The sequence below is a fragment of the Pseudomonas sp. B111 genome, assembly GCF_026428275.1.
Taxonomy (GTDB): Bacteria; Pseudomonadota; Gammaproteobacteria; order Pseudomonadales; family Pseudomonadaceae; genus Pseudomonas; species Pseudomonas aeruginosa.
The window spans coordinates 5,194,556-5,219,328 of the sequence record NZ_CP097857.1 but is presented as its reverse complement, the minus strand read 5'-3'; the positions used below and the strand labels follow the sequence as shown (position 1 = coordinate 5,219,328).

Genomic DNA, 24,773 nt, shown 5'->3' with positions numbered 1-24,773 from the left:
TTCGGCAACCGATGCGGAACGCCCCGGGCTGGCGCTAAACTGCGTGCTCTTCGTCTTGCGAGAACACCATGAAACGCCCGCTGATCTTCCTTTCCGCCGTGCTGCTCGGCGCATCCCTGCAAGGGTGCGGGGGCGGCGATGAAAAGCAGGCCGCCGCGCCTGCGCTGCCGGCCGATTCCTGCACCGGCCATGAACTCGAAGTGGCCTTGCCGCCGGCCGGCAAGCCACTGTTCGGCTACGACTTCCTCTCCCGCCAGTGCGGCTACAACGATGCCACCGTGGTCTTCGGCGCCGCCGACGGCAGCAAGCGCCTGGAGATCGTCCTCACCGACACCGGCCTGCCGGCGCCGCCGACCGAGGGCGACGCGGTGGCCTATCGGGCGGCGCAGGACAAGCTGCGCGAGATGACCCAGACCAACCTGACCCTGCTCCACAAGACCCGCGAGACCGCCCTGAAGAACGGCACCGCCGAGCGCTTCGGCGGCGAGGACTACCTGCCGCTGATCGATACCACGCGAATGGGCGACCCGTTGGGGGTGATGGTCCCGGCCAAGGGCGAGGAGGGCGTCTCGACCCTCAGCGGAGTGATCAAGAACCGCTACGTACTGACCCTCAGCACCCGCGACATGCCCAATGGCGGCAGCGCCACGGCGATGCGCCAGGTGCTGGTGCCGTTCGTCGAGCAGATGAAGCTGACCAAGCTACCCTGACAGACTGTGCCGGCACCTACCCGTACCGGCGCGACCGCACGGAGCCCCACGAGGGCTCGGCAACCGTTCCATCCGAGGCCCACATGACCGATAACACCCAACAGTTCGCCAGCGACAACTATTCCGGTATCTGCCCCGAAGCCTGGGCGGCGATGGCCGAAGCCAACCGCGGCCACGAGCGCGCCTATGGCGACGACCAGTGGACCGCGCGCGCTTCGGACTACTTCCGCCAGTTGTTCGAGACCGATTGCGAAGTGTTCTTCGCCTTCAACGGCACCGCCGCCAACTCCCTGGCCCTGGCCGCGCTGTGCCAGAGCTACCACAGCGTGATCTGCTCGGAGACCGCCCACGTCGAGACCGACGAGTGCGGCGCGCCGGAGTTCTTCTCCAACGGCTCCAAGCTGCTGCTGGCGCAGACCGAGGTCGGCAAGCTGACCCCGGCGTCGATCCGCGACATCGCTCTCAAGCGCCAGGATATCCACTATCCGAAGCCGCGCGTGGTGACTCTCACCCAGGCCACCGAGGTCGGTACGGTGTACCGCCCGGACGAGTTGAAGGCGATCAGCGCCACCTGCAAGGAACTCGGCCTGCACCTGCACATGGACGGCGCGCGCTTCTCCAACGCCTGCGCCTTCCTCGGCTGCTCGCCGGCGGAGCTGAGCTGGAAGGCCGGGGTCGACGTGCTCTGCTTCGGCGGCACCAAGAACGGCATGGCGGTGGGCGAGGCGATCCTGTTCTTCAACCGCGACCTGGCCGAGGACTTCGACTACCGCTGCAAGCAGGCCGGCCAACTGGCCTCGAAGATGCGCTTCCTCGCCGCGCCCTGGGTCGGCGTACTGCAGGACGATGCCTGGCTGCGCTACGCCGATCACGCCAACCGCTGCGCGCGCCTGCTGGCCGAACTGGTGGCCGACGTTCCCGGCGTCAGCCTGATGTTCCCGGTAGAAGCCAACGGCGTGTTCCTGCAGCTTTCCGAGCCGGCGATCGAAGCCTTGCGCGCGCGCGGCTGGCGCTTCTACACCTTCATCGGTGAAGGTGGCGCGCGTTTCATGTGTTCCTGGGATACCGATATCGAGCGGGTCCGCGAACTGGCGCGGGACATCCGCCTGGTGATGGGCGCCTGAGTCCACTCTCGGCCGCCTCCATGAACCGGGGCGGCCGCTCTTTCCTCATCTCCTGTGGATAACTCTGTGGGCTAACTGTTCGGGAGCTATGCAAAAGTGCCCCCGGCAACACCCTCCCTATCTCCGCCGGGGGTGTTGAAAGCCTTTATCCACGCGGTTCCACTCCCATGGCAGGAGAACCTGGCCAATCCACAAACACTGTGGAGTCGAATGTGAATAACGTGTTCGCAGTCGCTTCCGCGCGGCGCCCTGCCGGGCTCTTCGGAGGTTGGTCGGTTTTGAGCGAAAACAGCCGTTTGTGAAAGGACGATGAAGGTTCAGGTGAAAAGCGCTGACGAAACGGTGACGGGCATTGTCCCTGCGGGACCCAGACAGGCCTGTGGATAGAAAAGCAAGGAGCGAAGTGGGGGCAAATGCCGCAAACCCCCTGCGCGGACGTAACGGCTTGAGGAAAAAGACAAAATTCTCCCGCTCCGATGGCGGTGGAACAGCGGTTGCGGCCGCCGCCGGGAATTTCCCCCAATTCCTGTTGAGGTCAGTGTGCAGAGCCTGTTTATAGAATGCTGGGAGCCAGAGGGCCCGCGCCTTCCAGGCTATTGGTCAAGAATTGAGCGGATTTTCTGTCAACAGGCTGCCGGCTTGCTTTAGGGGGCATGTGCACAAACGCAGGGTTGCTCACAAAAGGCCTGGAAAGCCTTGTGGACAACCTGTATGGATAGTTCTGTAAGCCTTATAAGGTAAGGCCTGCATGGAGTTGGTCAATAAATGGTCAGGCCGGGCGGGAAGGGATGAAGAGCCAGAATAGGCCAGGTTTTTTCTTCATCCTGTGAATATTTTTCTGGTTTTCCCCAAGGGGAGTGTAAAGCCCTGTGGAAAAATTGTTCGCTCACGCTTGGGGCGGCCGGACGGCGGGGTCTCTGGCGGATTGATCGTTAAATGAGCAGGAGACTGCGCCTAGCGCGAGCGGAGGAGAAGCGCGATTCACCCGGAGGGTAGGCGGATGTGCTGGCGGAGCCCATGCGCCAGGGCGAGTGGACATCGTCGGTATAGCGATCGTTGACCCGCGGGGTATCAGGGGGTCTCATGGACCACACGGTCTGTGGATAAGTCTGTGATCAACCTACCCTCGAAAGGCCTCTCCAGAGATCGGCAAGGGCTTTGTTCCTGGAGCCTGAAACCAACTTGAAGTTGTCGTTTTTACCTTTAATTTCAAATGCTTACAATCGATCGTCGAGAACGCCAAGGTGGCGAGAAGACACCTGTATGGAATTCCAGTCCGAATGTGGACAACCTTGGCGCCCTGGTGTTTTCAAGTATGAGAAGGACAGAGCTGCGCGATGGCTCTGGTGGTTGGCCGGAGCCTTGATTACCCTTGGCTTTTGCCAGGAAAGTGGGATGGATCATGGATGATCGGATGTCAGACAAGCCGCTCGGCCGCTTGTTGCTCGAAGGCCTCGGCGAGATCGCCTGGATCGCCGTGCTGGTGGCCCTTGGCGTCCTCCTGCCGTTGCCGCTGGTAGCGCTGGGTTGGGCGCTGCTGCTGGGCGCCGAGTGGGCCATGGATCGTTGGCGCGGCAAGGTGCCGTATCGCCTGCAACAGGCGCTGTTCTTCTGGGTTCTGGGTGGCGGCATCGCCCTGGGCCAGGCACTGCCGGGCTTCTGGCTGGGACTGGGCGGTGGCTTGCTGGCGGTGATCGGCGGCGTGCTGCTGCAGATCCGTTTCGAGCGTGGCCTGCGCCTGGAGCGCCAGGCTCCGCAGGCGCTGGACGTACCGCTGCCGGCGGGAGGTAGCGCCTGGGGCGGCGAAGCGCCCGAGCGAACCCCCGAGGGCGAGGCGATCCGCCTGTTCGACGGCGGCGAGATCGCCATGGGCGGCCCGCTGGTATGCCACTACCTGATGCCCGACGGTTGCTTCATCCCCGACTGCAATCCTTCGGCACGCTTTTCCAGCGATGGCCGCCACTTCGTTTCGCCGATACCGAGCCGAGGCGCGTGGGGCCTGGCGATCTTCGACCGGCAGGAGCGGTTGCTCTACCGCTGTGCCGTGGACAACTTCTGGGAGCTGGACAGCGTCACCGAGCGCGAGGTGATCGGCCGGCACAGCCCGCTGACGTCCAACGCACCGCAGCGCCTCGAGCTGCAGGCGCTCAAGGCCGGCAGCGAGGCCGAGGCCTTCGTTGCCATCGGTGACCTCTGGCTGCCCGAAAGCGAATGGCAGCGCTGGAGCGGGGATCTGCGCGCGCAACCGCTACCGTCCCCGCTTGGCGGGCCCGCGCTGGAAATCCGCCCCTGGCTGCCGGCCAGCCTGCTGGCCCTGGACGATCCTTTCGCGCCGCTGCGCGCCAACCGCGGCGAGCTGTGGATAAACGGCGAGGCCAGCGGCCTCTACCTGTCGCGGGAAGCGCCGCCATTGGCTTGGAACGATGACGGCCGGGCGCTGGCGCTGCAGGCAGCAGGCGAGCCCCTGGGGCAGGATACCTACTGGCTTTGGCGAGAGGACGGCGGCCTGCGTGCGCTGGGCGCGCCGTGGTCGGCGTTGCCCGCCGAGCCCCATGCCGGTGGACCCGAACTGCTCGGGCTGGAGGATGGCTGGCTGCGTTTCGGCCTGGACCTGGCGCAACCCTGCCTGACCTACGAACGCTACGGCACGCTGGGTTCGTACAGCCATTCCAGCCTCTACCTTCTGCACGCTCGCGATGCGGACGACCGGCCGCGCTGGCGCGAGGCCGACATGCCGCGCCTGGACCTGTTGCTGCCCCTGGATGGCGCGGCCGGCAGGCCGGGATGCCTGTTGCAGAGCGCACCGCTGGCCGATGGCAGCCGGGCCGTCTGGGAGTGGTTGCGCGACGATCAGGAGGCGGAGCGCGGCGCCTATGCCTTGCGCCTGGGCGACTGGCGCCTGGATGGCGAGTGGACGCTCGACCACCGCGTGTCCGATTGCGGTCGCTACCTGGCCGTGGTGGCCTTCGCCGAGGCGCCGACCCTGCCGCAGCGCCTGGCCATACTCGATAGCCGGGAGCGGCGCCTGGAGTGGCTCGCCGAGCCGCTGGCCGATCTACACCTGCAAGGTTTCATCGATGGCCAGGTGCATCTGCTCCACCTGCTCGGCCGCAACGCCTACCAGCCGCCGGGCGGGCCGGGCGAAGGCGACCCCGGCTTGTTGCGCCGCTTCGACGAAGGCTTGCCCGAGCCCGGCGCCTGGCACGCATTCGGCCGCTTCCACGACGACTGGCGGCATTACTACGAGCAGGCGCGGGTGGCGTTCGATGGCACGGCCTGGCGGCTGTGCCCCGCGTCGCGCTGGCTGGACGCACCGCCGCGGCCCTGGAGCGACGGCGACTTCGTCTTGCCGTCGGTGGGCGCGAAGGACGCCGCCTGGGGCTTCGGTTTCCACTACGAGGGCATGCACCGCGACGAGGACGTGCGCGCCGGGTTCAGCCGCGACGGCTACCTGCTGACCGCGTCGGGCATCGGCTTGGGCAACCTGGCGGCGCCAATGATCTGGTCGGCGGACGGTCGCTACCTGGCGCTGACCCGGCACGTCCAGCGCTACGAGGAAAGCGAGCTGGAGCGGGACCAGTGGCGCCTGCTGCTGCTCGACGTGCAAGAGCGGACGTTGCGTCGCTACCGCGACGACCTCGGCGAGTACCCGTGCTTCGACAGCTTCGACGACGACCTGTGCTTCCGCTGCGCGGGGACGGGGCGCTACGTGCTGGCCCTGGACTCGCTGCTGAAGGCTCCCGCCGAGCCGCTGCAGGCCTGCGCCGGACGCTGGCTGCCGGCCGAGGAACTGCCGCGGCGGCGCTACTGGGAGCGCCTGGCGTTTCCCTCGCGCCCTCAGTAGTCGATGACCACGTCGCCCTTGGGCACGCTGCAGCAGGAGAGGATGTAGCCTTCGGCGACATCCTCGTCGGTGATCCCGCCGTTGTGCTCCATCTCCACCTCGCCGGCGGTCTTCATTACCTTGCAGGTGCCGCAGATGCCCATCCCGCAGGCCTTCGGAATGTGCAGGCCGAGCTTGGCGGCGGCGGCGTGCACGGTTTCCCCGGGGCTGACGCGGATGCTCTTGCCGGTGGCGGTGAATTCCACCTGGTGCTGGTCGGCGACCGGTACCTCCGGCGCCTCGGCGGCTTCCGCGGCCAGTTCCCTGACGTCGGCGCGGACCTCCGGCGGAGTCGGCCCGAAGGCTTCCTCGTGGTAGCGGCTCATGTCGTAGCCGTGGCCCTGCAGCAGGTGCTTCACCGCGCTCATGTAGGGCGTCGGCCCGCAGCAGAAGATTTCCCGCTCGAGGAAGTCCGGGGCGATCAGTTCCAGCATGCGCAGGTTCAGGTAGCCACGGTAGCCGGTCCAGGCTTCGCCGAGGCCGTGGCGCTCGCAGATGATGTGCAGGCTGAAGTTGTCGATCCGCGAGGCCATGTGCTCCAGCTCGCGGTGGTAGATGATGTCCTTCGGCGAACGGGCGCTGTGGACGAAGACCATGTCGACGTTGGCGTTGGTATCGAAGAACCAGCGCGCCATGGACATCACCGGGGTGATGCCGACCCCGCCGGAGAGGAACAGCACCTTGTCGGCCGGGAAGTCGATGGCGTTGAACAGGCCGACCGGACCGTGCACCGGTAGCTCCTGGCCTTCCTTGAGGTTGTCGTGCAGCCAGTTGGAAACCCGCCCGCCCGGCACCCGCTTGATGGTGATGGAGAAGCTGTAGGGCACCGAGGGCGAGCTGGAGATGGTGTAGGAGCGCATCACCGGCTCGCCGTCGATCTCCAGCTCCAGGGTGACGAACTGGCCCGGCTTGAAGAAGAACAGGATCGGCTGGTCGGCCATGAAGCAGAAGGTGCGCACGTCCCAGGTTTCCTGGATGACCTTGACGCAGCGCACGAGGTGCCGGCCGTTGGCCCAGGTCTGGGTGGTGACCGGATTGAGGAAGTTGCTCGACATGATGATCTCTCCGTGCGCACGGGGCCGAACGATGATGGCCTGATGGGGCGGATTGTGCGCATCGCCGTGGCCGCTCATTTACCTGCCAGCGACATTTACATGCTTATCGCGACCTGCCTGCTGGGGCGCGGCCCGGAGCGTCGGAAACGGATGCGGTCATGTCGCCCATGGATAAGGTCGGCGACGGGCGCGGGCCCACACTCCAGACCAGCCGAGACGAGGGTTTGCATGAACCCCGGGAGGGTAGAGCCCGGACGTGTAGAGCGACTGACCTTCATTCCCGCCACGGCGGGGCCCGTCCATCGGCAGGGCGGGATTCCGGACGCCGCGCCGGGATGAGGAAGGCTGTGAACGCCACCTTGCGTAGCAACCGTATCAGCCACTTTTTCCGCCGCCACCCGCGCGGGGGCGGCATGAGGAGTTACCGATGGACGTCACTTCCACCCTGAGTCTCGGCGATCCCCTGGAACCGGCCCGCAAGGCCACCGCCGACATGCTGCGCAGCCGCGACCACAGCTTCTCGCTGCCGCAGCCCTTCTACTGCGACCAGCGCCTGTTCGAGATCGACATGCAGGAGATCTTCCACAAGGAATGGCTGATCGCCGGCATGACCTGCGAGATTCCCGCCAAGGGCAATTTCCTCACCCTGCAGATCGGCAAGAACCCGGTCCTGGTGATCCGTGGCGCCGAAGGCCAGGTGCATGCCTTCCACAATGTCTGCCGGCACCGCGGCTCGCGCCTGTGCGTGAGCGAGAAGGGCAAGGTGGCCAAGCTGGTCTGCCCCTACCACCAGTGGACCTACGAGCTGGATGGCCGCCTGCTGTTCGCCGGCACCGAGATGGGCGCCGACTTCGACATGAAGGAGTACGGCCTGAAGCCGATCCAGGTGAAGACCGCCGGCGGCTACATCTTCATCAGCCTGGCGGAGAACCCGCCGGCCATCGACGACTTCCTGGCGACGCTCGAGCACTACATGGAGCCGTACGACATGGAGAACGCCAAGGTGGCGGTGCAGACCACCATCCGCGAAGCCGCCAACTGGAAGCTGGTGATCGAGAACAACCGCGAGTGCTACCACTGCAACGGCTCCCACCCGGAACTGCTGAAGACCCTGCTGGAGTGGGACGACGTCACCGACCCGCGCGCCAGCCAGGCGTTCAAGGACCAGGTGGCGGCCTGCACCAGCGCCTGGGACGCCGAGAAGATCCCGTACGCCCACGCCAGCTTCGGCCTGCGCAATCGCATCGTGCGCATGCCGCTGCTGGACGGCACCGTGTCGATGACCATGGACGGCAAGCAGGGCAGCAAGAAGCTCATGGGCCGGATCAAGAACCCCGACCTCGGCTCGATGCGCATCCTGCACCTGCCGCACTCCTGGAACCACTGCATGGGCGACCACCTGATCGTCTTCACGGTGTGGCCGATCAGCGCCCAGGAAACCCTGGTCACCACCAAATGGCTGGTGCACAAGGACGCGGTGGAAGGCGTCGACTACGACGTGGCGCGCCTGCGCGAGGTATGGGACGCGACCAACGACCAGGATCGTCGGCTGGCCGAGGAGAACCAGCGCGGGATCAACTCCGACGCCTACCAGCCTGGTCCATACTCGAAGACCTACGAGTTCGGCGTGATCAATTTCCTCGACTGGTACAGCGAGCGCATGCTGAACAACCTCGGCGAGGAGTCCGCCCACGTGCGCAAGGTGGCCGGCAGCTGAGCCGGACGAGGCGCCCCCTGGCGGGGCGCCGCTGCGGAGGAAAGGTCATGGACAACCTGCTGTTCTACGTCAGTTCCGCTTTCGTCAGCCTGCTGCTGGCCTGGAACCTGTTCGCCTGCTGGCGCCGCCAGCGGCCGCCGGAGAAGTCCCGGCCCTGAGCCCGCGCGCACGCCTTGCCTCCCGCCTCCGCCCCCTGACAGCCTCCCGGCAAAAGGACTAAGGTGGGAGGACTCAACCTGAACGGGCCGCTCAAGGGCGCCCTCTGGAGGCAAGCGTGGAAAACAATCCCCTGTGGGCCGAACTGGGCAAGCACTGGAAACTGGTGGCCCTGCGCGGCGTGGCGGCGCTGGTGTTCGGCGTCCTGACCCTGCTCTCGCCGGCCCTGGCGCTGACCGTGCTGGTGCTGTTCTGGGGCGCCTACGCGCTGGTGGACGGGGCGTTCGCCCTGATCGCCGCGTTCAACATGCGCAGCGATGGGCAGTTCAACTGGCCGCTGGCGCTGGTCGGGGTGATCGGCGTGGCGGCCGGCCTGGTTGCGTTCTTCTGGCCGCAACTGACCGCCATCGGCCTTCTCCTGATCATCGCCGGCTGGGCGCTGGCGATGGGCATCTTCCAGATCGTCGCGGCGATCCGCCTGCGCAAGTCGATCCAGAACGAGTGGTGGATGATCCTCTCTGGCGCCATCTCGGTGCTGTTCGGCGTGCTGATGATCGCCAACCCCGGCGCCGGGGCGCTGGCGGTGGTCTGGGTGATCGGCGCCTACGCGGTGTTCTTCGGCGTGCTGCTGGTCATGCTCGCGCTGCGCCTGCGCAAGACTTCGACCCTGAAGGCCTGAGGCGGTGGCGGCGAAGCCGGCGGAGGAAACGCGCTGGTGCCTGTGGCGCCAGGACGACAACGGCAATGCCTTCGTCATGCGCCGCGACCTGACGCGCGACGAGGCCTGCGCGCTGGTCAAGGACTACCAGGCGCGCGGGCATCGGCAGCTGTATTGGGCGAGTCCGCAGGCGCGCGACTAGCTCGATGTCCCGGCGATCCGCTCGACCAGCGCCTCCAGGCGCTGCTCCACCGCCCGCAGGCGCGGCGACTCGCCGTCGTTCGCGCCGAGCTGGCGGGCGCAGAGGTTGAGCGCGGAGAGCACCACCAGCTCGTTGCTGGTGACGTAGGGAAACTTGCGCTTGTTGGCGTCCACTTCCGCCTGCAGCAACGCGGCGGCGTCCGCGAGGGCCCGCTCCTCGCCGGCCGGCACGCGGATCGAATAGTCCCGGCCGAGGATCGACAGGACCTGGACGCCGTCGCGGCTCATGCGCTAACCGGTTGCTGCGCGCTGAGGCGCTCGACCAGGGCTTCCAGGCGGGCCTGGGTGCCGCTCTGCTTTTCTTCCTGCTCGAGCATGGAGAGTTGCAGGGTTTCGTTTTCCTCGGTGGCCTGGCGCAGCTGCTGCTGAAGCTGGTCGTGGCTGTCGCGCAGGGCCTGGTTCTGTTGCAGTAGCTCGGCTACCAGGGTTTCCAGGCGTTCCAGGGTGTTCTCCAGCATGATCTCGTCCCAGTCGTTCAAAGGGCGCGCAGGATAAAGAAAAGCGCCTGCCGAAGCCAGGTCCGTGGTCGGTTGCCAGGCTTCGGCACCCGGCTTCACCAGTGAAAGCTGCCGCCCAGCGAGTAGTGCCCGGGGTCGGCGACGAAGGGATCGCGATCGGTGGCCGGCGGGCAGTTGCGCCGCTTCAGGCAGTCATCGGCGCGCTCGGCGTAGCTGCGTTCGTCGCCGCTGACGCGGAAGTCCGGAAGGCTGCCGGAGAAGGAGGGGTAGCCCTGGGCGCAGCCGACCAGGAACAGGAACGGCAGGAAAGGGAAGAGGCGTCGGCTCATGGGGATACTCCGGTGGGTGGGGATCATTGGGGTTGCTCGACGATGCGGCGGATGGTGCCGCCGCAGATGTCGGTGAAGCAGCGGTCGTAGTCGGAACCGCAGTTGAAGTTGCCGGAGCCGCCGAAGCCGTTGTAGCCGAACGAGGAGGAATAGCCTGGTGCCAGGCATTCCTTGCGCGCCTGCTTCTTGCTCTTGCCCTGGCTGCAATAGTGGTAGCTGCGCCGTTCCGCTTCGCGCAGGCGGTTTTCGTTCTGCCATTCCAGGCGCGCGAGGCTTTCGCACTGGCTCTGTTGCGTGCGGCACTGGGCGACGCAGGTGCGTCCCGCCTCGCTCGGCGGCATCACGTACTGGTAGCGGACGGAGGGGCCGCAGCCCGAGATCAGGGCGAGCGCGAGCGCAACGCCCGAGAGGTTCAGGTGTCTGTTCATGGTTTCTGGTTGGGAAAGGGTGGAGCGGGGATCAGTCGTCCGCGACGTATTCCAGGATGTCGCCCGGCTGGCAGTCCAGGAAGGCGCAGATCTTCTCCAGGGTGTCGAGGCGGATGCCCTTGACCTTGCCGTTCTTCAGCAGGGACAGGTTCTGTTCGGTGATACCGATGGCTTCCGCCAGCTCCTTGGAGCGGACCTTGTTCTTCGCCAGGATGACGTCTAGTCGGATGATGATCATGGGGTCGTCATATGAAGGCTCTTACTTCTTCGTCCAGTTTCCTGGCTTCGCTCATCATCAGGCCGAACGAGCAGAGAAAGATCGCCTTGAGGAACTCGTAGGCCGCTTCGGAAGTGAGTCCTATCGAAACGCTCAGGACACGCTCGCCGTCGGGCAGGTCTAGAGATAGTACAAGACCTTGCAGCGTATTGATAAATGGCTGGAGCAAGAGTGCCAGGAAGGACAGCAGGCCGATGTGCACCAGGGTCCTGGCGTTGCGCTGCGACCAGCGTTCGCCCTTGGCCAGGCGGCGGAAGAACAGGCCGGTGAGCGCCAGGCCGAACGCGGAAAGCAGGGTCGGCAGGTAGTCCAGCAGCATCAGCAGCGCCCGGCTGCTCCAGGACAGGACGAAGCCGTCGCTGGCCAGGCGCGGCATTTCATCGCTCCAGGCCTGCAGGTAGCCCTGCTCGCTGAGGCCGGAGAACCAGAGGTGGGTGTTCGCTCCGAGTTCGATGCAGGCCATGCCCCAGGCCAGGATGGCGCAGAGCATGCCGAGCAGATAGAGCTTGTGGTTGCTGAGATGCGTGGACAGCGCCATGCCGGGTTCCCCTGTGTGTTTCGCGTCTGGATGGCGAAACTAGGGAATAAATTATCGTAATACAATAATTTATCGTCACTACGTCATAACTTGTGATCTGGCGCACAGTGCGTTCTGACCCGCTTCAGCGGATCACGCCTTCCTCGCGCAGGAGCTTGAAGATGGCTTCGGCGCCGGCTTCCGCCGAAAGATCCTTGAGTACCTGCCCGGTACCGCCGGAGGCCTTGGCGGTGGCGGCTTTCATTCGCTCGGCGCCGGTCTTCGCCTTGATTACCTTGAGCCGCTTCGGTCGCGGCCGGGCCGGTTGCAGGCTGTCTTCGGCGAGCAGTGGGTCGTCGACCACCTCCACCTCATGGGCCTCGATCTCGCCACGCCTAGCCGGGCCGAAGGCGCTCTGCCGGGCCACCGGCGCGGCATTGTCGACGCTGGCGACGAACGGCAGGCGTACCCGCAGTCGGCGTCGCTGGCCGCGAGGCAGAGCCTGGAGGACCTGGGCGCTGCCGTCTTCGACCTTCTCGACCTCGGCCAGGCCGACCACCAGTGGCCAGCCCAGGCGCTCGGCGAGGAGGAAGGGCAGCATCCCGGAGCCTTCCCCGGTTTCCGCCTGGCTGCCGGTGAGCACCAGTTGCGCGCGGGAGTCGCGCAGGTGCTCGGCCAGTGCGGGCAGGGCGTCGGCGCCGGCCGGCTGTTCCAGCACGGACAAGCGTTCCAGGCCCATGCCGAGATAGCCGCGCAGCGCCTCGGCGTGCGGGTCGCCGGCGTGCAGCACTTGCAGGCGCGGGCCGCTCAGGCGCAGGCCGAGTTCCACCGCGCGGGCGTCCTGTTCGGCGCGGCGCGGGCGTCCGGAGGCGGGGTGGGCGCCGATGGAGACCAGCGCGACGATGTTCAGCTCAGTCATGGTTCGATACCGATGAAAGGTACGTGGAAGCGGGTTCAGGCCGCATCGCGGGCGGCGCCGTTGCGGTGTGCCTCGGCCAGGCGGATCAGCGCGCGGAGGATTTCCGTCGAGTCGCCGATCACCGAGAGATCGGCGCGCTTGATCATGTCGCAGCCGGCGTCGCGGTTCACCGCCACCACCTTGTCGCAGGCGCCGATGCCCTGCAGGTGCTGGATCGCCCCGGAGATGCCCACTGCCAGGTAGACCCGCGCGGTGACCCAGGTACCGGTGGCGCCGACCTGACGGTTGCGCGGCATGTGCCCGTCGTCCACCGCCACCCGCGAGGCGCCCTCGGTGGCGCCGAGGGCGGCGGCGGCCTGGTGGAACAGCGCCCAGTCCTGCACGCCGTTGCCGCCGGAGAGAATGAATTCGGCCTCGGCCATGGGGATCCGCGCCGGGTCCACGGCCACCGGGCCGAGGTCCTCGATGCGTGGCAGGTTGCGCGCCACCTGCGCGGCCATGTGCAGTTCGCGAGCCTCATGGCGGGTTTCGCTGACCGGCTCGGCGCATTCCGCCGCGGCCAGCAGCAGGCGCGGCAGGGCGCGCTGGATGTCCTCGCGGCCGGCGCCGGCGCGGCCGATGCAGCGGCCGTCCTCGACCTGCCAGACGCGTCCGGCCGGCCGTTCGCCGAGTGCGGCGGCCAGGCGCCGGCCCAGTTCGCCACCGCCGTTGCGACTGTCCGGGAACAGCCAGTGGCGCGGGGCGAGCTGGTTCTCCAGGTTGCGCAGGGCGAGTATTCGCTGCTCGGGCGCGTAGCCGTCGTACTCGCCGCCGGCGAGGTGCAGCAGACGGTCGACGCCGGCGCTGTCGAAGGCGCTTTCCTTGTGTTCGCCGAACACCACGGCGAGCACCGCGCCGTCGTTGCCGGCGAGCTTGCGGGCCAGTCCGAGGAGGTCCTTGTCGTGGCTGGAGAGACGGCCGCCGACCATGTCCGGGACCACCGCGACGAGGAATGCCGGTTGCTCGACCACATGCAGCGGCAACTGCGCTTCCTGCACTGCGCTGGCGCGGCGCGCGCCGCTGCCCTGCTGGCCGCCGGAGCGATCGATGCGGCGGATGCCGTTGGGGCCGACGAAGCCGACGGCGTGCGGGTTCTTGCGGACCACGCCGTGGGGGCCCATCCAGCGCACCTCGCCGCCTTGGGCGGAGTGCATGGCCGCATGCAGCGGATGCAGGCGGTTGCGGGCGATCCATTCGGCGCGTGGATCGCGACGGACGATGTCGTTCATGCGGAATGCTTCCTGTGGCTGCGGCTACCCGATCCCGCGGCCCCCTCCCTGGAGGGAGAGGCCGCTATCCGTACTGCCCCGGTCAGCAACGGATTCGATGTGACGCTCGACACTCTCATCAATGCACCTCCGCCACGGCTTCACGCCGCACCGGCTTTTTTGCCGGCGCTTCCGCCTGCTCTATCAGCGCTTCCGCCACCAGCTCGGCGATGTCCTTGATCTCCGGCCGCGGTGCCACCACGCCTTCGAGCATCGCGGTGCACTGCGGGCAGCCGACGGCCACCAGCTCGGCGCCGGTCTCGCGGATGTCGGCCATGCGCATGTCGGGAATCCGTTGCTTGCCGGGGATGTCGGTGATCGGCGCGCCGCCACCGCCGCCGCAACAGCGCGAGCGGAAGCCGGAGCGTTGCATTTCCTTGACCTCGATGCCGAGTGCGCGCAGCACGTTGCGCGGCGCCTCGTACTCGCCGTTGTAGCGGCCCAGGTAGCAGGGGTCGTGGTAGGTGACGCTGCCGGCCTTGCTGCGGCCCGGTTGCAGTGTGCCGGCGCGCAGCAGTTCGTCGATGAAGGTGCTGTGGTGCAGTACCTGGTAGTCGCCGCCGAGGGCGCCGTATTCGTTCTTCAGCACATGGAAGCTGTGCGGGTCGCAGCTGACGATGCGGGTGAAGCGGTATTTCGCCAGGGTTGCGATATTGCGCCTGGCCAGGTTCTGGAAGGTCGCCTCGTCGCCCAGCCGGCGCGCCACGTCGCCGCTGTCGCGCTCCTCCAGGCCGAGCACGGCGAAGTCCACCGCGGCCGCCTTGAGGATCTTCACGAAGGCGCGCAGGGTGCGCTGGTTGCGCATGTCGAAGGCGCCGTCGCCGACCCAGAACAGCACGTCGGCGCTCTTCTTCTCGCTCATCAGCGGCAGGTTCAGGTCGGCCGCCCAGTTCAACCGGCCGCCGGGGGCGAAACCGCCGGGGTTGTCGGTGGCGATCAGGTTGTCCAGCACCTCGGCGCCCTTGTTCGGCGTGGCGCCTTTCTCCAGGGTCAGGTGGCGGCGCATGTCGACGATGGCGTCGACGTGCTCGATCATCATCGGGCACTCCTCGACGCAGGCCCGGCAGGTGGTGCAGGACCACAGGGTGTCGGCGTCGACCAGGGCCTTGCCATCCAGCGCGACGATCGGCTGGTGCGGGCCGCCGCCGTGCTCGCCCAGCGGTTTGCCTGGATAGGGGCTGCCGGCGAACTTCGCGTCGTTGCCGCCGGCCAGGCCGATGACCATGTCCTGGATCAGCTTCTTCGGGTTCAGCGGCTGGCCGGCGGCGAACGCCGGGCACATCGCCTCGCACTTGCCGCACTGCACGCAGGCGTCGAACCCGAGCAACTGGTTCCAGGTGAAGTCGCTGGGCTTTTCCACGCCCAGCGGCGCCTGCGGATCGGCCAGGTCGAGCGCCTTGAGGCCGGTGGAGCGGCCGCCGCCGAAGCGTTCGGCGCGGCGGTGCCAGGCCAGGTGCAGGGCACCGGCGAAGGCGTGCTTCATCGGCCCGCCCCAGGTCATGCCGAGGAACAGCTCGGACACGCCCCAGGCCACGCCAATGGCGAGGAGGCCGGCGAGGAACCAGCCGCCGAAGCCTTCCGGCAGGATCCCGGCCACCGGCAGGGTGGCGAGGAAGAAGCTCGCGGCGAACGCCAGCAGGCTCTTCGGCAGGCGCATCCAGGGGCCCTTCGACAGCCGCGACGGTGGGTCGAGGCGGCGGCGGGCGACGAACAGCGCGCCGACGAACATCAGCGCCGTGGCCGCCAGCAGGGCGAAGCCGAGGATCCGGCCGTGCAGCCCGAAACCGTGTACCAGGATCGCCAGCAGCGCCGCCAGGACGAAGCCGCCGGCGGTGGCGACGTGGGTCCTGGACATGTACCTGTCGCGCTCTACCACATGGTGCAGGTCCACCAGGTAGCGACGCGGCATCTGCAAGAGGCCGCCGATCCAGTCGACCTTGGCGGGTCGGCCGCGGCGCCACATGAGGAAGCGCTTCGCGGCGCCGAGCACGGCAAGTGCCAGGGCGGCGAAGAGCAGGACGGGAAGGAGGGTGTCGAGCATTTCTGGTCTCCCTGCGGGACGTCAGGCGGCGCTGGATCGGCCCCCTCTCCCGCTTGCGGGAGAGGGGGGGCGGCCGTGCCGGTCGGATGCCACGAGGCGTGTCTTAGAAATCCTTGCACAAGCGCAGCGCGTCATAGATCGCCGCATGGGTGTTGCGCTGGGCCACGCAGTCGCCGATGCGGAACAGCAGGTAGCCTTCTCCGGGCTGGCTGAGGCAGGGCTGCGGCTGGATCGCGAACAGCGCCTCGACGTCGATCTGGCCCTTGTTCCGCGAGCCCTGCTTGAGCGCGTAGTAGAGGCTCTCGTCGGGGCGCACGCCGTTTTCCACCACCACCTGGTCGACCACCCGCTCTTCCCGCGCGCCGGTGTATTCGTTCTCCAGCACCGCCACCAGCTTGTCGCCCTCGCGGTAGACCTTCTCCAGCATGAGGTCGCCGGTCATGATCACTTCCTTGGGATACATGCTGCGGTAGTAGGTGGGGAAGGTGGTGCCGCCGATGGCCACGCCCGGCTTGATGTCGTCGGTGACGATCTCCACCTGGGCGCCCTTGTCGGCGAGGAAGTCCGCCACCGACATGCCGCTGAACTCGCAGATGGTGTCGTAGACCAGCACGTTCTTGCCTGGCTCGACCGTGCCGTCGAGCACGTCCCAGCTGCTCACCACGAGGCCGTCGGCGGCGCCCCAGTGTTCGTTCTGCTCGAGGAACGGATGTCCGCCGTTGGCCAGCACCACCACGTCCGGGCGCAGGTCGAGGATGGTCTCGGGGTCGGCCGCGGTGCCCAGGCGCAGGTCGATGCCCAGGCGCGCCAGCTCCAGTTGGTACCAACGGGTGATGCCGGCGATCTGGTCGCGTTGCGGCGCCTTGGCGGCGGTGGTGATCTGGCCGCCGAGCTGCTCCTTCTTCTCGAACAGGGTCACGTCGTGGCCGCGCTCGGCCGCCACGCGGGCAGCTTCCATCCCGGCCGGCCCGCCGCCGACCACCACCACCTTGCGCTTCGGTCCGGCGGACTTCTCGATGATGTGCGGCACGCCCATGTATTCGCGGGAGGTCGCGGCGTTCTGGATGCACAGCACGTCCAGGCCCTGGTACTGGCGGTCGATGCAGTAGTTGGCGCCGACGCACTGCTTGATCTGGTCGACCTGGCCCATCTTGATCTTGGCGATCAGGTGCGGGTCGGCGATGTGCGCGCGAGTCATGCCGACCATGTCCACGTAGCCGCCTTCGAGGATCCGCGTAGCCTGGTTCGGGTCCTTGATGTTCTGCGCGTGCAGCACCGGCACGTCGACCACTTCCTTGATGCCGGCCGCCAGGTGCAGGAACGGCTCCGGCGGGAAGGTCATGTTGGGGATGACGTTGGCCAGGGTGTTGTGGGTATCGCAGCCGGAGCCGACCACGCCGATGAAGTCGAGCATGCCGGTATCGCTGTAGTACTTGGCGATCTGCTTCATGTCCTCGTGGGACAGGCCGTCCGGGTGGAACTCGTCGCCGCAGATGCGCATGCCGACGCAGAAGTCCTCGCCGACCTCGGCGCGCACCGCCTTGAGCACCTCGAGGCCGAACTTCATGCGCCCCTCGAAGCTGCCGCCCCATTCGTCGGTGCGCTTGTTGACCCGCGGGCTCCAGAACTGGTCGATCATGTGCTGGTGCACGGCGGACAGCTCGACGCCATCCAGGCCGCCTTCCTTGGCGCGGCGGGCGGCCTGCGCGTAGTTGCCGATGACCCGCCAGATCTCCTCCACCTCGATGGTCTTGCAGGTGGCGCGGTGCACCGGCTCGCGGATACCCGACGGCGACATCAGGGTCGGCCAGTGGTAGCCGTCCCAGCGCGAACGGCGCCCCATGTGGGTAATCTGGATCATGATCTTGGCGCCGTGCTTGTGCATGGCGTCCGCCAGGTTCTGGAAGTGCGGGATGATCCGGTCGGTGGACAGGTTCACCGAACTCCACCACTGCTGCGGGCTGTCGATGGCGACCACCGAGGAGCCGCCACAGATGGCCAGGCCGATGCCGCCCTTGGCCTTTTCCTCGTAGTACTTCACGTAGCGCTCGGTGGTCATCCCGCCGTCGGTGGCGTAGACCTCGGCGTGGGCGGTGGAGAGCACGCGGTTGCGGATGGTCAGCTTGCCGATCTGGATCGGCTGGAACATTGCTTCGAAGGCCATGACCCTTTCCTCGGCTTACAGGGGTTTGACGACGAACAGGCCGTCTTCGTGACCGTCCTCGGCGCCGCTGTAGACCTGTTCGGCCACGGTGCGCAGGCTGCTGCCGCGGGCGGCGAGGATCTGGTCCATGGCGCCGGCGAACCAGCCGGTGAACATGTAGTCGACCTTGCGATTGACCTTGCCGTAGACGTAGACGAAGGCGGAGTGCCGCAGGCGGACCTCGGCGGTGCCTTCCTCGAGGTTGATCCGCTCGATCTCGAACAGGCCCCAGCCGCGCTGGGACAGGCGCTTCATGTAGTGCTCGAACACCGCCACGCCCTCCAGGCCGTGACATTCGGCTTCCTTCTCGCACCAGTGCCAGGCGGACTTGTAGCCGGCCTTGTAGAGGATCTCGGCGTAGGCGTCGGCGCCCAGCACTTCCTCGATGCCCATGTGGTTGTTGACGAAGAAATGTCGCGGCACGTAGAGCATCGGCAGGGCGTCGGTGGTCCAGACGCCGGTCTCGCTGTCGACCTCGATGGGCAGTTGGGGGGCATGTTTGGCCATGGTGTAAGCTCCGATTCTTTTGACTCCCTCTCTCCCTTCAGGGAGAGAGGCGGGGAGAGGGAAGATGGGTGCGATGCAATGCCCCTCCCTTGAGGAAGAGGCGACGAGTCGGGAGTGGGCCGGGAGTTACTCGCCCCAGACGTCGCGCAGGACCCTTACCCAGTTCTCGCCCATCACCTTGCGCACCACGCGCTCGGGCATGCCGCGCTCGAGCAGGGTCTCGGTGAGGTTGGGGAATTCGCCGACGGTGCGGATGCCCAGCGGGTTGACGATCTTGCCGAAGTTGGTCAGGCGCCGGGCGTAGCCCTTGTCGTGGGTCAGCCACTCGAAGAAGTCGTGGCCGTGGCCCTGGGTGAAATCGGTGCCGATGCCGATGGCGTCCTCGCCGACGATGTTCATCACGTACTCGATGGCCTCGGCGTAGTCGTCGATGGTCGAGTCGATGCCTTTCTTGAGGAACGGCGCGAACATGGTCACGCCGACGAAGCCGCCATGGTCGGCGATGAACTTCAGCTCCTCGTCGGACTTGTTGCGCGGGTGTTCCTTGAGGCCGGACGGCAGGCAGTGGGAGTAGCAGACCGGTTTCTTCGATTCGAGGATGACCTCTTCGGAGGTCTTGCTGCCGACGTGGGAGAGGTCGCACATGATGCCGACCCGGTTCATCTCCGCGACGATCTCCCGACCGAAGCCGGAGAGCCCGCCGTCACGCTCGTAGCAGCCGGTGCCGACCAGGTTCTGGGTGTTGTAGCACATCTGCACGATGCCCACGCCGAGCTGCTTGAACACCTCGACGTAGCCGATCTGGTCCTCGAATGCGTGGGCATTCTGGAAGCCGTAGAGGATGCCGGTCTTGCCCTGCTCCTTAGCCTTGCGGATGTCCGCGGTGCTGCGCACCGGGATCACCAGGTCGCTGTTGTCGCGGATCAGCTTGTTGCTGGCGACGATATTGTTCACCGTCGCCTGGAAGCCTTCCCATACCGATACGGTGCAATTGGCGGCGGTCAGGCCGCCCTTGCGCATGTCCTCGAACAGTTCGCGGTTCCACTTGGCGATGATCAGACCGTCGATGACGATGCTGTCGGCGTGCAATTCGGCTGGGCTCATCTGGCATACCCCTTTCAGGCTGGGCGCGCCGGGACTTGTGCCGACGCTTTGGGGGCAGCATATCGTCGGGGCCCGGCGCGACCCGGCCCGAAAACGACCAGGGTCGTGCCGAAAGCGTCAAGCGTGCGACCGCAACGACGGAGGGCAATGTCGCGGATGGAACAGGCGCTGGCCGCCCGGGGCCGCCAACGGGGAGTGCGCGCGCCCTGCCGGCGCGGGTTCAGAGGCCGAGTTCGCCGAGCGACGGATGGTCGTCCGGCCGGCGCCCCAGCGGCCAGCGGAACAGCCGCTGGTCCTCGCGGATCGGCAGGTCGTTGATGCTGGCGTGACGTTCGTACATCAAACCCTGCTCGTCGAACGCCCAGTTCTCGTTGCCGTAGGAGCGGAACCAGTTGCCCGAGTCGTCGTGCCATTCATAGGCGAAGCGCACGGCGATGCGGTTGCCGGTAAACGCCCAGAGTTCCTTGATGAGCCGGTACTCCTGCTCGCGCTGCCACTTGCCGCTGAGGAATTCGACGATCCGCTCGCGGCCGCGGACGAAGGTCGAGCGATTGCGCCAGACGCTGTCGGGACTGTAGGCCAGCGAGACGCGCTGCGGGTCGCGGCTGTTCCAGCCGTCCTCGGCGGCGCGGACCTTCTGCGCGGCGGTTTCGGCGGTGAAGGGGGGAAGCGGGGGACGGACGTCGCTCATGGCGGGCTCCTCGGTCTGCGGTGGTTTTCGATGGGAACAGCGTAGGGCAGGGCGAGCGCGGCCGAATGACGTAGATCCCACGGATCCTGCCAATCCCGCCTCGCCCCCTGGCTGTTTGCCAGGCTGGCCAGACCTACCCCGGAGAGGGCTATGATGGCCGCCACCGGAGTGGACAAGGATCGACCTCGCGCAATGACCTCCACCACCTACCTCGGCCTGCTGCTGGTCGGTATCCAGGTACTCGGCTTCGTCGCCGCCATCCATGCCGTGCTCACCGTGCGCACCGCCCAGGGCGCGATCGCCTGGGCCACCTCGCTGGTATTCATGCCGTACCTGACCCTGCTGCCGTACCTGGTGTTCGGTCGCAGCCGTTTCGACGCCTACATCGAGGCGCGGCGTCAGGCCAACCGCGAGATGCACCTGGCGGCCGCCGAGCTGGACTGGCGTCCCTGGGTCGAGGAGGCCCTGGCGGCCCGCCAGGTCAGCGGCTACAAGGGGCTCAAGGCGCTGGTGCGGATGACCCGCACGCCGACCCTGGCGAACAACCGGGTGCGCCTGCTGGTCAACGGCGAGGCCAGCTTCGAAGCGATGTTCAAGGCGATTTCCGCCGCCCGCCAGGTGATCCTGGTGCAGTTCTTCATCGTCCGCGACGACGCCCTCGGCCAGCGCCTCCAGCAACTGCTGCTGGAACGCGCGGCCAACGGCGTCGAGGTGTTCTTCCTCTATGACGCCATCGGCAGCCACGCGCTGCCGCACCGCTATGTCGAGCGGCTGCGCCAGGGCGGCGTGCAGGTGCACGGCTTCAGCACCGGCAGCGGCATGCTCAACCGCTTCCAGGTGAATTTCCGCAACCACCGCAAGGTCGTGGTGGTGGATGGCGAGTGCGGTTTCGTCGGCGGGCATAACGTCGGCGTCGAGTACCTCGGCGAGAAGCCGCCGCTGGCGCCCTGGCGCGACACCCACATGGAACTGCGCGGGCCGGCGGTGGCGTGCCTGCAGGAAAGCTTCGCCGAGGACTGGTACTGGGCGACCCACAGCCTGCCGCCGCTGATCCTGCCGCCGCAGTACGACAGCGAGGGCGCGCTCTGCCAGGTGGTCGCCAGCGGCCCGGCGGATGCCCAGGAAACCTGCTCGCTGTTCTTCGTCGAGATGATCAACGCCGCCCACGAGCGGGTCTGGATCACCTCGCCGTATTTCGTTCCCGACGAAGCGGTGATGGCCGCCCTGCGCCTGGCGGTGCTGCGCGGCGTCGACGTGCGCCTGCTGATCCCCTCGCGCCCGGACCACCGCACGGTGTATGCCGCGTCCAGCCTCTACGCGCTGGAAGCGAGCCGTGCCGGGGTCAAGGTGTTCCGCTACCAGCCCGGCTTCCTCCACCAGAAGGTGGTGCTGGTGGACCGCGACACCGCCGCCGTCGGCAGCGCCAACCTGGACAACCGTTCGTTCCGGCTGAATTTCGAGGTGATGGTGGTGACCGTCGACGAGGGCTTCGCCGGCGAGGTGGAGGCGATGCTCGAGGCGGACTTCGCCGAGTCGCTCGAATTCACTCCGGAAGACCGCCGCAGCGTGCGCCGCCTGCAGCAACTGGGGATGCGCGTGGCGCGGCTGGTCTCGCCGATCCTCTGAAAACCTTCGCGGACTCTGTACGTCGGCAAAACCGCGTTGGAAACGGCTTCGGAAAACTCGGTTGCCGTTCGGAGACTCCGCTTCCCCGGCTGTTTTCGCCCGGTTTCTCCAGCTCGCCAGATCGTCGGCAGGTCCTGAGCGACGCCTCTGCCGCCCGCCGACCGCGCGGGCGTGCAGCTTTTCCCTAGCCAGCGACTACAAAAATCATAATTTCGCTATTCCCCGGCTCTGAACAGAATGCGGCCATCACGCAACCGCAGAACAAGAACGACCAGAGTCCGAGGAACCGAGCCATGACCGACCTGAATCGCACCGCCTTGCCCTCGCGCACGGACGGGACCGTGGAAAAGACCGACACCCTCGTCGTCGGCGCCGGCCAGGCCGGCGTGGCGATGAGCGAGCACCTGAGCCGGCTCGGCGTGCCGCACCTGGTCCTGGAGCGCAACCGCATCGCCGAGGCCTGGCGCAGCGGACGCTGGGACTCGCTGGTGGCCAACGGCCCGGCCTGGCACGACCGCTTCCCAGGAATGGAATTCGACATCGATCCCGACGGTTTCCCCGGCAAGGACCAGGTGGCGGCCTATTTCGAGGCCTACGCGAAGAAATTCGACGCGCCGATCCGTACCGGCGTCGAGGTGAGGAAGGTGGTGCGCAATGTCGGCCGCCCCGGCTTCACCGTGGAAACCTCCGCAGGGACCATCGAGGCCAACCGCGTGGTCGCCGCCACTGGCCCGTTCCAGCGTCCGGTGATCCCGCCGATCGCGCCGCGCGACGAGCGTATCCGGCAGATCCACTCGGCCCACTACTACAACCCGCAGCAGCTGCCCGAAGGTGCGGTACTGGTGGTCGGCGCCGGTTCGTCGGGGGTACAGATCGCCGACGAGCTGCAACGTGCCGGGCGCCAGGTCTACCTCTCGGTGGGCGCCCATGACCGTCCGCCGCGTTCCTACCGCAACCGCGACTTCTGCTGGTGGCTGGGCGTGCTCGGCGAATGGGATGCGGAAGTCGCCAAGCCCGGGCGCGAGCATGTGACCATCGCCGTGAGCGGTGCCCGCGGCGGACATACCGTGGACTTCCGCGCCCTGGCGCATCAGGGCGTGACCCTGGTCGGACTGACCGAATCCTTCGTCGACGGCGTCGCGACCTTCCGGCCGGACCTGGCGGAGAACCTGGCGCGCGGCGACGAGAACTACCTGGCGTTGCTCGACGCCGCCGACGCCTATGTCGCCCGCAACGGCCTCGACCTGCCGGAAGAGCCCGAGGCGCGCCGCCGGCTGCCGGACCCGCAGTGCGTGACCGATCCGATCCTCGAACTGGACCTGGCCGAGGCCGGGGTGGGCAGCATCATCTGGGCCACCGGCTATGCCGTCGACTTCGGCTGGCTGCAGGTCGATGCCTTCGACCGCGACGGCAAGCCGCGCCACCAGCGTGGCGTGTCCAGCGAACCCGGCGTGTACTTCATCGGCCTGCCCTGGCTATCGCGGCGCGGCTCCTCGTTCATCTGGGGCGTCTGGCACGACGCGCGCCATGTCGCCGACCACATCGCCATCCAGCGCAAGTACCTCGCATACCGCGACGCCGCCCAGCGCCAGGAACAGGACCGCGCCTCGCAAGCTCCGCAAACCAGCCTCCAGGAAGTCAGCTGATGCCTACCCATACCCGCATTCGCATGTTCAACACCAAGGACACCTACCCCAACCAGTCCCTGGACAACGATCTCTGCCAGGCCGTGCGCGCCGGCAACACGGTGTACGTGCGCGGCCAGGTCGGCACCGACTTCGACGGCAACCTGGTCGGCCTCGGCGATCCGCGCGCCCAGGCCGAGCAGGCGATGAAGAACGTCAAGCAACTGCTGGAGGAAGCCGGCAGCGACCTCTCGCACATCGTCAAGACCACTACCTACCTGATCGATCCGCGCTACCGCGAGCCGGTCTATCGCGAAGTCGGCAAGTGGCTCAAAGGGGTGTTCCCGATCTCCACCGGACTGGTGGTCTCGGCCCTCGGCCAGCCGCAGTGGCTGATGGAGATCGACGTGATCGCGGTGATTCCCGACGACTGGCAGCAATGAGGAGGCGCGCGCCATGACCTTTTCCATCGTCGGCCGCTGCGCCGAAACCGGCCAGCTGGGCATCGCCATCAGCTCGTCGAGCATCGCCGTCGGCGCCCGTTGTCCCTGGCTGCGCGCCGGCACCGGCGCGGTGGCTACGCAGAACATCACCCTGCCGGCGCTCGGCCCGCAGATCCTCGACCGCCTCGACCAGGGCCTGGCCCCTGGCGAAGCGCTGGACCAGGCGCTGAGCAGCAACGGCTATGGCCAGTATCGCCAGGTCACGGTGATCGACCAGCACGGCCGCACCGCGTTGTTCACCGGCCGCGAGGCGCTCGGCGTCCACCATGCGCGGGCCGGCGAACAATGCGTGGCGGCCGGCAACCTGCTGGCCGCGCCGGAAGTGATCGAGGCGATGGTGGATGCCTTCGAGAACGCCGAAGGCCTGCTCGCCGAGCGCCTGCTGGCGGCGATGGGTGCCGCGCTGGCCGCTGGCGGCGAAGCCGGGCCGGTGCATTCGGCGGCGCTGTCGGTGGTCGGCGACCTGCTCTGGCCGGTGGTCGACCTGCGCGTCGACTGGGCCGAGCACGACCCCATCGGCCAGCTCGAGCGACTGTGGCTCGCCTACAAGCCGCAGATGCAGGACTATGTGACCCGCGCCCTCGACCCGACCCGTGCGCCGAGCTACGGCGTGCCCGGCGACGAGTGAGCGGGTCGTTCCCTTCCTCGACGGCGCAGCGCGAGACCTGCGCCCT

24 protein-coding genes are annotated in these 24,773 nt (G+C 67.1%); 10 read left to right on the top strand and 14 right to left on the bottom strand.

Features of this window, described 5'->3' with window-relative positions; translation table 11 throughout:
• The first annotated feature begins 68 nt into the window (after positions 1-68).
• From M6E97_RS24165 to M6E97_RS24155, 3 genes are all read left to right on the top strand, one after another.
• Entirely contained in the window at positions 69-710 is a 642-nt protein-coding gene (locus M6E97_RS24165; RefSeq protein WP_003096775.1) for a hypothetical protein, read from the top strand.
• Positions 711-793: 83 nt separating this feature from the next.
• Positions 794-1,834, top strand: a complete 1,041-nt coding sequence (locus M6E97_RS24160; protein WP_003096773.1) for a low specificity L-threonine aldolase — start codon at positions 794-796, stop codon at positions 1,832-1,834.
• A gap of 1,414 nt (positions 1,835-3,248) precedes the next feature.
• Complete coding sequence (locus M6E97_RS24155; protein ID WP_033938220.1) at positions 3,249-5,678, top strand: hypothetical protein; 2,430 nt, start codon at positions 3,249-3,251, stop codon at positions 5,676-5,678.
• Here the strand turns inward: M6E97_RS24155 and gbcB are convergent.
• A complete protein-coding gene (gene gbcB / locus M6E97_RS24150) occupies positions 5,672-6,772 on the bottom strand; it encodes a glycine-betaine demethylase subunit GbcB (RefSeq protein ID WP_049311599.1) in 1,101 nt (366 codons plus the stop codon). The genes M6E97_RS24155 and gbcB overlap by 7 nt on opposite strands.
• 427 nt (positions 6,773-7,199) lie before the next feature.
• Between gbcB and gbcA the strand changes: the two genes are divergently transcribed.
• The 3 genes from gbcA to M6E97_RS24135 all read left to right on the top strand — a co-directional run bounded on the left by gbcA (position 7,200) and on the right by M6E97_RS24135 (position 9,505).
• Entirely contained in the window at positions 7,200-8,489 is a 1,290-nt protein-coding gene (gene gbcA, locus M6E97_RS24145; protein WP_003096766.1) for a glycine-betaine demethylase subunit GbcA, read from the top strand.
• Between the two features lie 274 nt (positions 8,490-8,763).
• Positions 8,764-9,324 carry an HdeD family acid-resistance protein gene (locus M6E97_RS24140; protein ID WP_003096765.1) on the top strand — a complete coding sequence of 187 codons (561 nt, stop codon included), beginning with the start codon at positions 8,764-8,766 and terminating at the stop codon, positions 9,322-9,324.
• A 4-nt stretch (positions 9,325-9,328) separates the two neighbouring features.
• Positions 9,329-9,505, top strand: coding sequence for a hypothetical protein (locus M6E97_RS24135; RefSeq protein ID WP_003096763.1), 177 nt, complete (start codon positions 9,329-9,331; stop codon positions 9,503-9,505).
• On the opposite strand, the gene M6E97_RS24130 is transcribed toward M6E97_RS24135, so the two are convergent.
• From M6E97_RS24130 to M6E97_RS24070, 13 genes are all read right to left on the bottom strand, one after another.
• Positions 9,502-9,792 (bottom strand): cell division protein ZapA, encoded by a 291-nt coding sequence (locus M6E97_RS24130; protein WP_009316004.1) that lies wholly within the window; start codon positions 9,790-9,792, stop codon positions 9,502-9,504. The genes M6E97_RS24135 and M6E97_RS24130 overlap by 4 nt on opposite strands.
• Entirely contained in the window at positions 9,789-10,022 is a 234-nt protein-coding gene (locus M6E97_RS24125; protein ID WP_003105710.1) for a hypothetical protein, read from the bottom strand. The genes M6E97_RS24130 and M6E97_RS24125 overlap by 4 nt, the downstream gene beginning before the upstream one ends.
• A gap of 95 nt (positions 10,023-10,117) precedes the next feature.
• On the bottom strand, positions 10,118-10,351 hold the full coding sequence (locus M6E97_RS24120; RefSeq protein WP_023096341.1) for a hypothetical protein: 234 nt from the start codon (positions 10,349-10,351) through the stop codon (positions 10,118-10,120).
• A 23-nt stretch (positions 10,352-10,374) separates the two neighbouring features.
• Positions 10,375-10,779 carry a hypothetical protein gene (locus M6E97_RS24115; RefSeq protein ID WP_003117179.1) on the bottom strand — a complete coding sequence of 135 codons (405 nt, stop codon included), beginning with the start codon at positions 10,777-10,779 and terminating at the stop codon, positions 10,375-10,377.
• A gap of 31 nt (positions 10,780-10,810) precedes the next feature.
• Positions 10,811-11,017 carry a helix-turn-helix domain-containing protein gene (locus tag M6E97_RS24110; protein WP_003096753.1) on the bottom strand — a complete coding sequence of 69 codons (207 nt, stop codon included), beginning with the start codon at positions 11,015-11,017 and terminating at the stop codon, positions 10,811-10,813.
• Positions 11,018-11,024: 7 nt separating this feature from the next.
• The gene (locus M6E97_RS24105; RefSeq protein ID WP_003096751.1) at positions 11,025-11,594 is read right to left on the bottom strand and encodes a hypothetical protein; all 570 of its coding nucleotides are present in this window, start codon (positions 11,592-11,594) and stop codon (positions 11,025-11,027) included.
• Between the two features lie 124 nt (positions 11,595-11,718).
• Entirely contained in the window at positions 11,719-12,492 is a 774-nt protein-coding gene (locus tag M6E97_RS24100; RefSeq protein WP_003105716.1) for an electron transfer flavoprotein subunit beta/FixA family protein, read from the bottom strand.
• Positions 12,493-12,527: 35 nt separating this feature from the next.
• Entirely contained in the window at positions 12,528-13,760 is a 1,233-nt protein-coding gene (locus tag M6E97_RS24095) for an electron transfer flavoprotein subunit alpha/FixB family protein (protein WP_014604128.1), read from the bottom strand.
• 118 nt (positions 13,761-13,878) lie between these two features.
• Entirely contained in the window at positions 13,879-15,840 is a 1,962-nt protein-coding gene (dgcB, locus tag M6E97_RS24090) for a dimethylglycine demethylation protein DgcB (RefSeq protein WP_015503865.1), read from the bottom strand.
• A gap of 103 nt (positions 15,841-15,943) precedes the next feature.
• Positions 15,944-18,004 carry a dimethylglycine demethylation protein DgcA gene (dgcA, locus tag M6E97_RS24085; protein ID WP_003096745.1) on the bottom strand — a complete coding sequence of 687 codons (2,061 nt, stop codon included), beginning with the start codon at positions 18,002-18,004 and terminating at the stop codon, positions 15,944-15,946.
• 15 nt (positions 18,005-18,019) lie between these two features.
• A complete protein-coding gene (locus M6E97_RS24080) occupies positions 18,020-18,550 on the bottom strand; it encodes a DUF5943 domain-containing protein (RefSeq protein WP_003107282.1) in 531 nt (176 codons plus the stop codon).
• 126 nt (positions 18,551-18,676) lie between these two features.
• The gene (locus tag M6E97_RS24075; RefSeq protein ID WP_003106042.1) at positions 18,677-19,654 is read right to left on the bottom strand and encodes a dipeptidase; all 978 of its coding nucleotides are present in this window, start codon (positions 19,652-19,654) and stop codon (positions 18,677-18,679) included.
• 220 nt (positions 19,655-19,874) lie between these two features.
• Positions 19,875-20,345 (bottom strand): DUF1348 family protein, encoded by a 471-nt coding sequence (locus M6E97_RS24070; protein ID WP_003096740.1) that lies wholly within the window; start codon positions 20,343-20,345, stop codon positions 19,875-19,877.
• A 153-nt stretch (positions 20,346-20,498) separates the two neighbouring features.
• Between M6E97_RS24070 and cls the strand changes: the two genes are divergently transcribed.
• The 4 genes from cls to M6E97_RS24050 all read left to right on the top strand — a co-directional run bounded on the left by cls (position 20,499) and on the right by M6E97_RS24050 (position 24,727).
• Positions 20,499-21,971, top strand: a complete 1,473-nt coding sequence (cls, locus tag M6E97_RS24065; RefSeq protein ID WP_079381477.1) for a cardiolipin synthase — start codon at positions 20,499-20,501, stop codon at positions 21,969-21,971.
• Positions 21,972-22,264: 293 nt separating this feature from the next.
• Positions 22,265-23,617 (top strand): flavin-containing monooxygenase, encoded by a 1,353-nt coding sequence (locus M6E97_RS24060; protein ID WP_009315998.1) that lies wholly within the window; start codon positions 22,265-22,267, stop codon positions 23,615-23,617.
• On the top strand, positions 23,617-24,039 hold the full coding sequence (locus M6E97_RS24055; protein ID WP_003096732.1) for a RidA family protein: 423 nt from the start codon (positions 23,617-23,619) through the stop codon (positions 24,037-24,039). Before M6E97_RS24060 ends, M6E97_RS24055 begins: the two co-directional genes overlap by 1 nt.
• Before the next feature lie 13 nt (positions 24,040-24,052).
• Positions 24,053-24,727: a DUF1028 domain-containing protein gene (locus M6E97_RS24050; RefSeq protein WP_003096726.1), complete on the top strand. Its 675-nt coding sequence runs from the start codon at positions 24,053-24,055 to the stop codon at positions 24,725-24,727.
• The last annotated feature ends 46 nt before the right edge of the window (positions 24,728-24,773 follow it).

Excerpts from the sequence above, each read along its gene's own strand:
- M6E97_RS24165 (WP_003096775.1), top strand. The coding sequence starts at position 69 with ATGAAACGCCCGCTGATCTTCCTTTCCGCCGTGCTGCTCGGCGCATCC.
- M6E97_RS24160 (WP_003096773.1), top strand. The coding sequence starts at position 794 with ATGACCGATAACACCCAACAGTTCGCCAGCGACAACTATTCCGGTATC.
- M6E97_RS24155 (WP_033938220.1), top strand. The coding sequence starts at position 3,249 with ATGTCAGACAAGCCGCTCGGCCGCTTGTTGCTCGAAGGCCTCGGCGAG.
- gbcB (WP_049311599.1), bottom strand. The coding sequence starts at position 6,772 with ATGTCGAGCAACTTCCTCAATCCGGTCACCACCCAGACCTGGGCCAAC.
- gbcA (WP_003096766.1), top strand. The coding sequence starts at position 7,200 with ATGGACGTCACTTCCACCCTGAGTCTCGGCGATCCCCTGGAACCGGCC.
- M6E97_RS24130 (WP_009316004.1), bottom strand. The coding sequence starts at position 9,792 with ATGAGCCGCGACGGCGTCCAGGTCCTGTCGATCCTCGGCCGGGACTAT.
- M6E97_RS24125 (WP_003105710.1), bottom strand. The coding sequence starts at position 10,022 with ATGCTGGAGAACACCCTGGAACGCCTGGAAACCCTGGTAGCCGAGCTA.
- M6E97_RS24120 (WP_023096341.1), bottom strand. The coding sequence starts at position 10,351 with ATGAGCCGACGCCTCTTCCCTTTCCTGCCGTTCCTGTTCCTGGTCGGC.
- M6E97_RS24115 (WP_003117179.1), bottom strand. The coding sequence starts at position 10,779 with ATGAACAGACACCTGAACCTCTCGGGCGTTGCGCTCGCGCTCGCCCTG.
- M6E97_RS24110 (WP_003096753.1), bottom strand. The coding sequence starts at position 11,017 with ATGATCATCATCCGACTAGACGTCATCCTGGCGAAGAACAAGGTCCGC.
- M6E97_RS24105 (WP_003096751.1), bottom strand. The coding sequence starts at position 11,594 with ATGGCGCTGTCCACGCATCTCAGCAACCACAAGCTCTATCTGCTCGGC.
- M6E97_RS24100 (WP_003105716.1), bottom strand. The coding sequence starts at position 12,492 with ATGACTGAGCTGAACATCGTCGCGCTGGTCTCCATCGGCGCCCACCCC.
- M6E97_RS24095 (WP_014604128.1), bottom strand. The coding sequence starts at position 13,760 with ATGAACGACATCGTCCGTCGCGATCCACGCGCCGAATGGATCGCCCGC.
- dgcB (WP_015503865.1), bottom strand. The coding sequence starts at position 15,840 with ATGCTCGACACCCTCCTTCCCGTCCTGCTCTTCGCCGCCCTGGCACTT.
- dgcA (WP_003096745.1), bottom strand. The coding sequence starts at position 18,004 with ATGGCCTTCGAAGCAATGTTCCAGCCGATCCAGATCGGCAAGCTGACC.
- M6E97_RS24080 (WP_003107282.1), bottom strand. The coding sequence starts at position 18,550 with ATGGCCAAACATGCCCCCCAACTGCCCATCGAGGTCGACAGCGAGACC.
- M6E97_RS24075 (WP_003106042.1), bottom strand. The coding sequence starts at position 19,654 with ATGAGCCCAGCCGAATTGCACGCCGACAGCATCGTCATCGACGGTCTG.
- M6E97_RS24070 (WP_003096740.1), bottom strand. The coding sequence starts at position 20,345 with ATGAGCGACGTCCGTCCCCCGCTTCCCCCCTTCACCGCCGAAACCGCC.
- cls (WP_079381477.1), top strand. The coding sequence starts at position 20,499 with ATGGCCGCCACCGGAGTGGACAAGGATCGACCTCGCGCAATGACCTCC.
- M6E97_RS24060 (WP_009315998.1), top strand. The coding sequence starts at position 22,265 with ATGACCGACCTGAATCGCACCGCCTTGCCCTCGCGCACGGACGGGACC.
- M6E97_RS24055 (WP_003096732.1), top strand. The coding sequence starts at position 23,617 with ATGCCTACCCATACCCGCATTCGCATGTTCAACACCAAGGACACCTAC.
- M6E97_RS24050 (WP_003096726.1), top strand. The coding sequence starts at position 24,053 with ATGACCTTTTCCATCGTCGGCCGCTGCGCCGAAACCGGCCAGCTGGGC.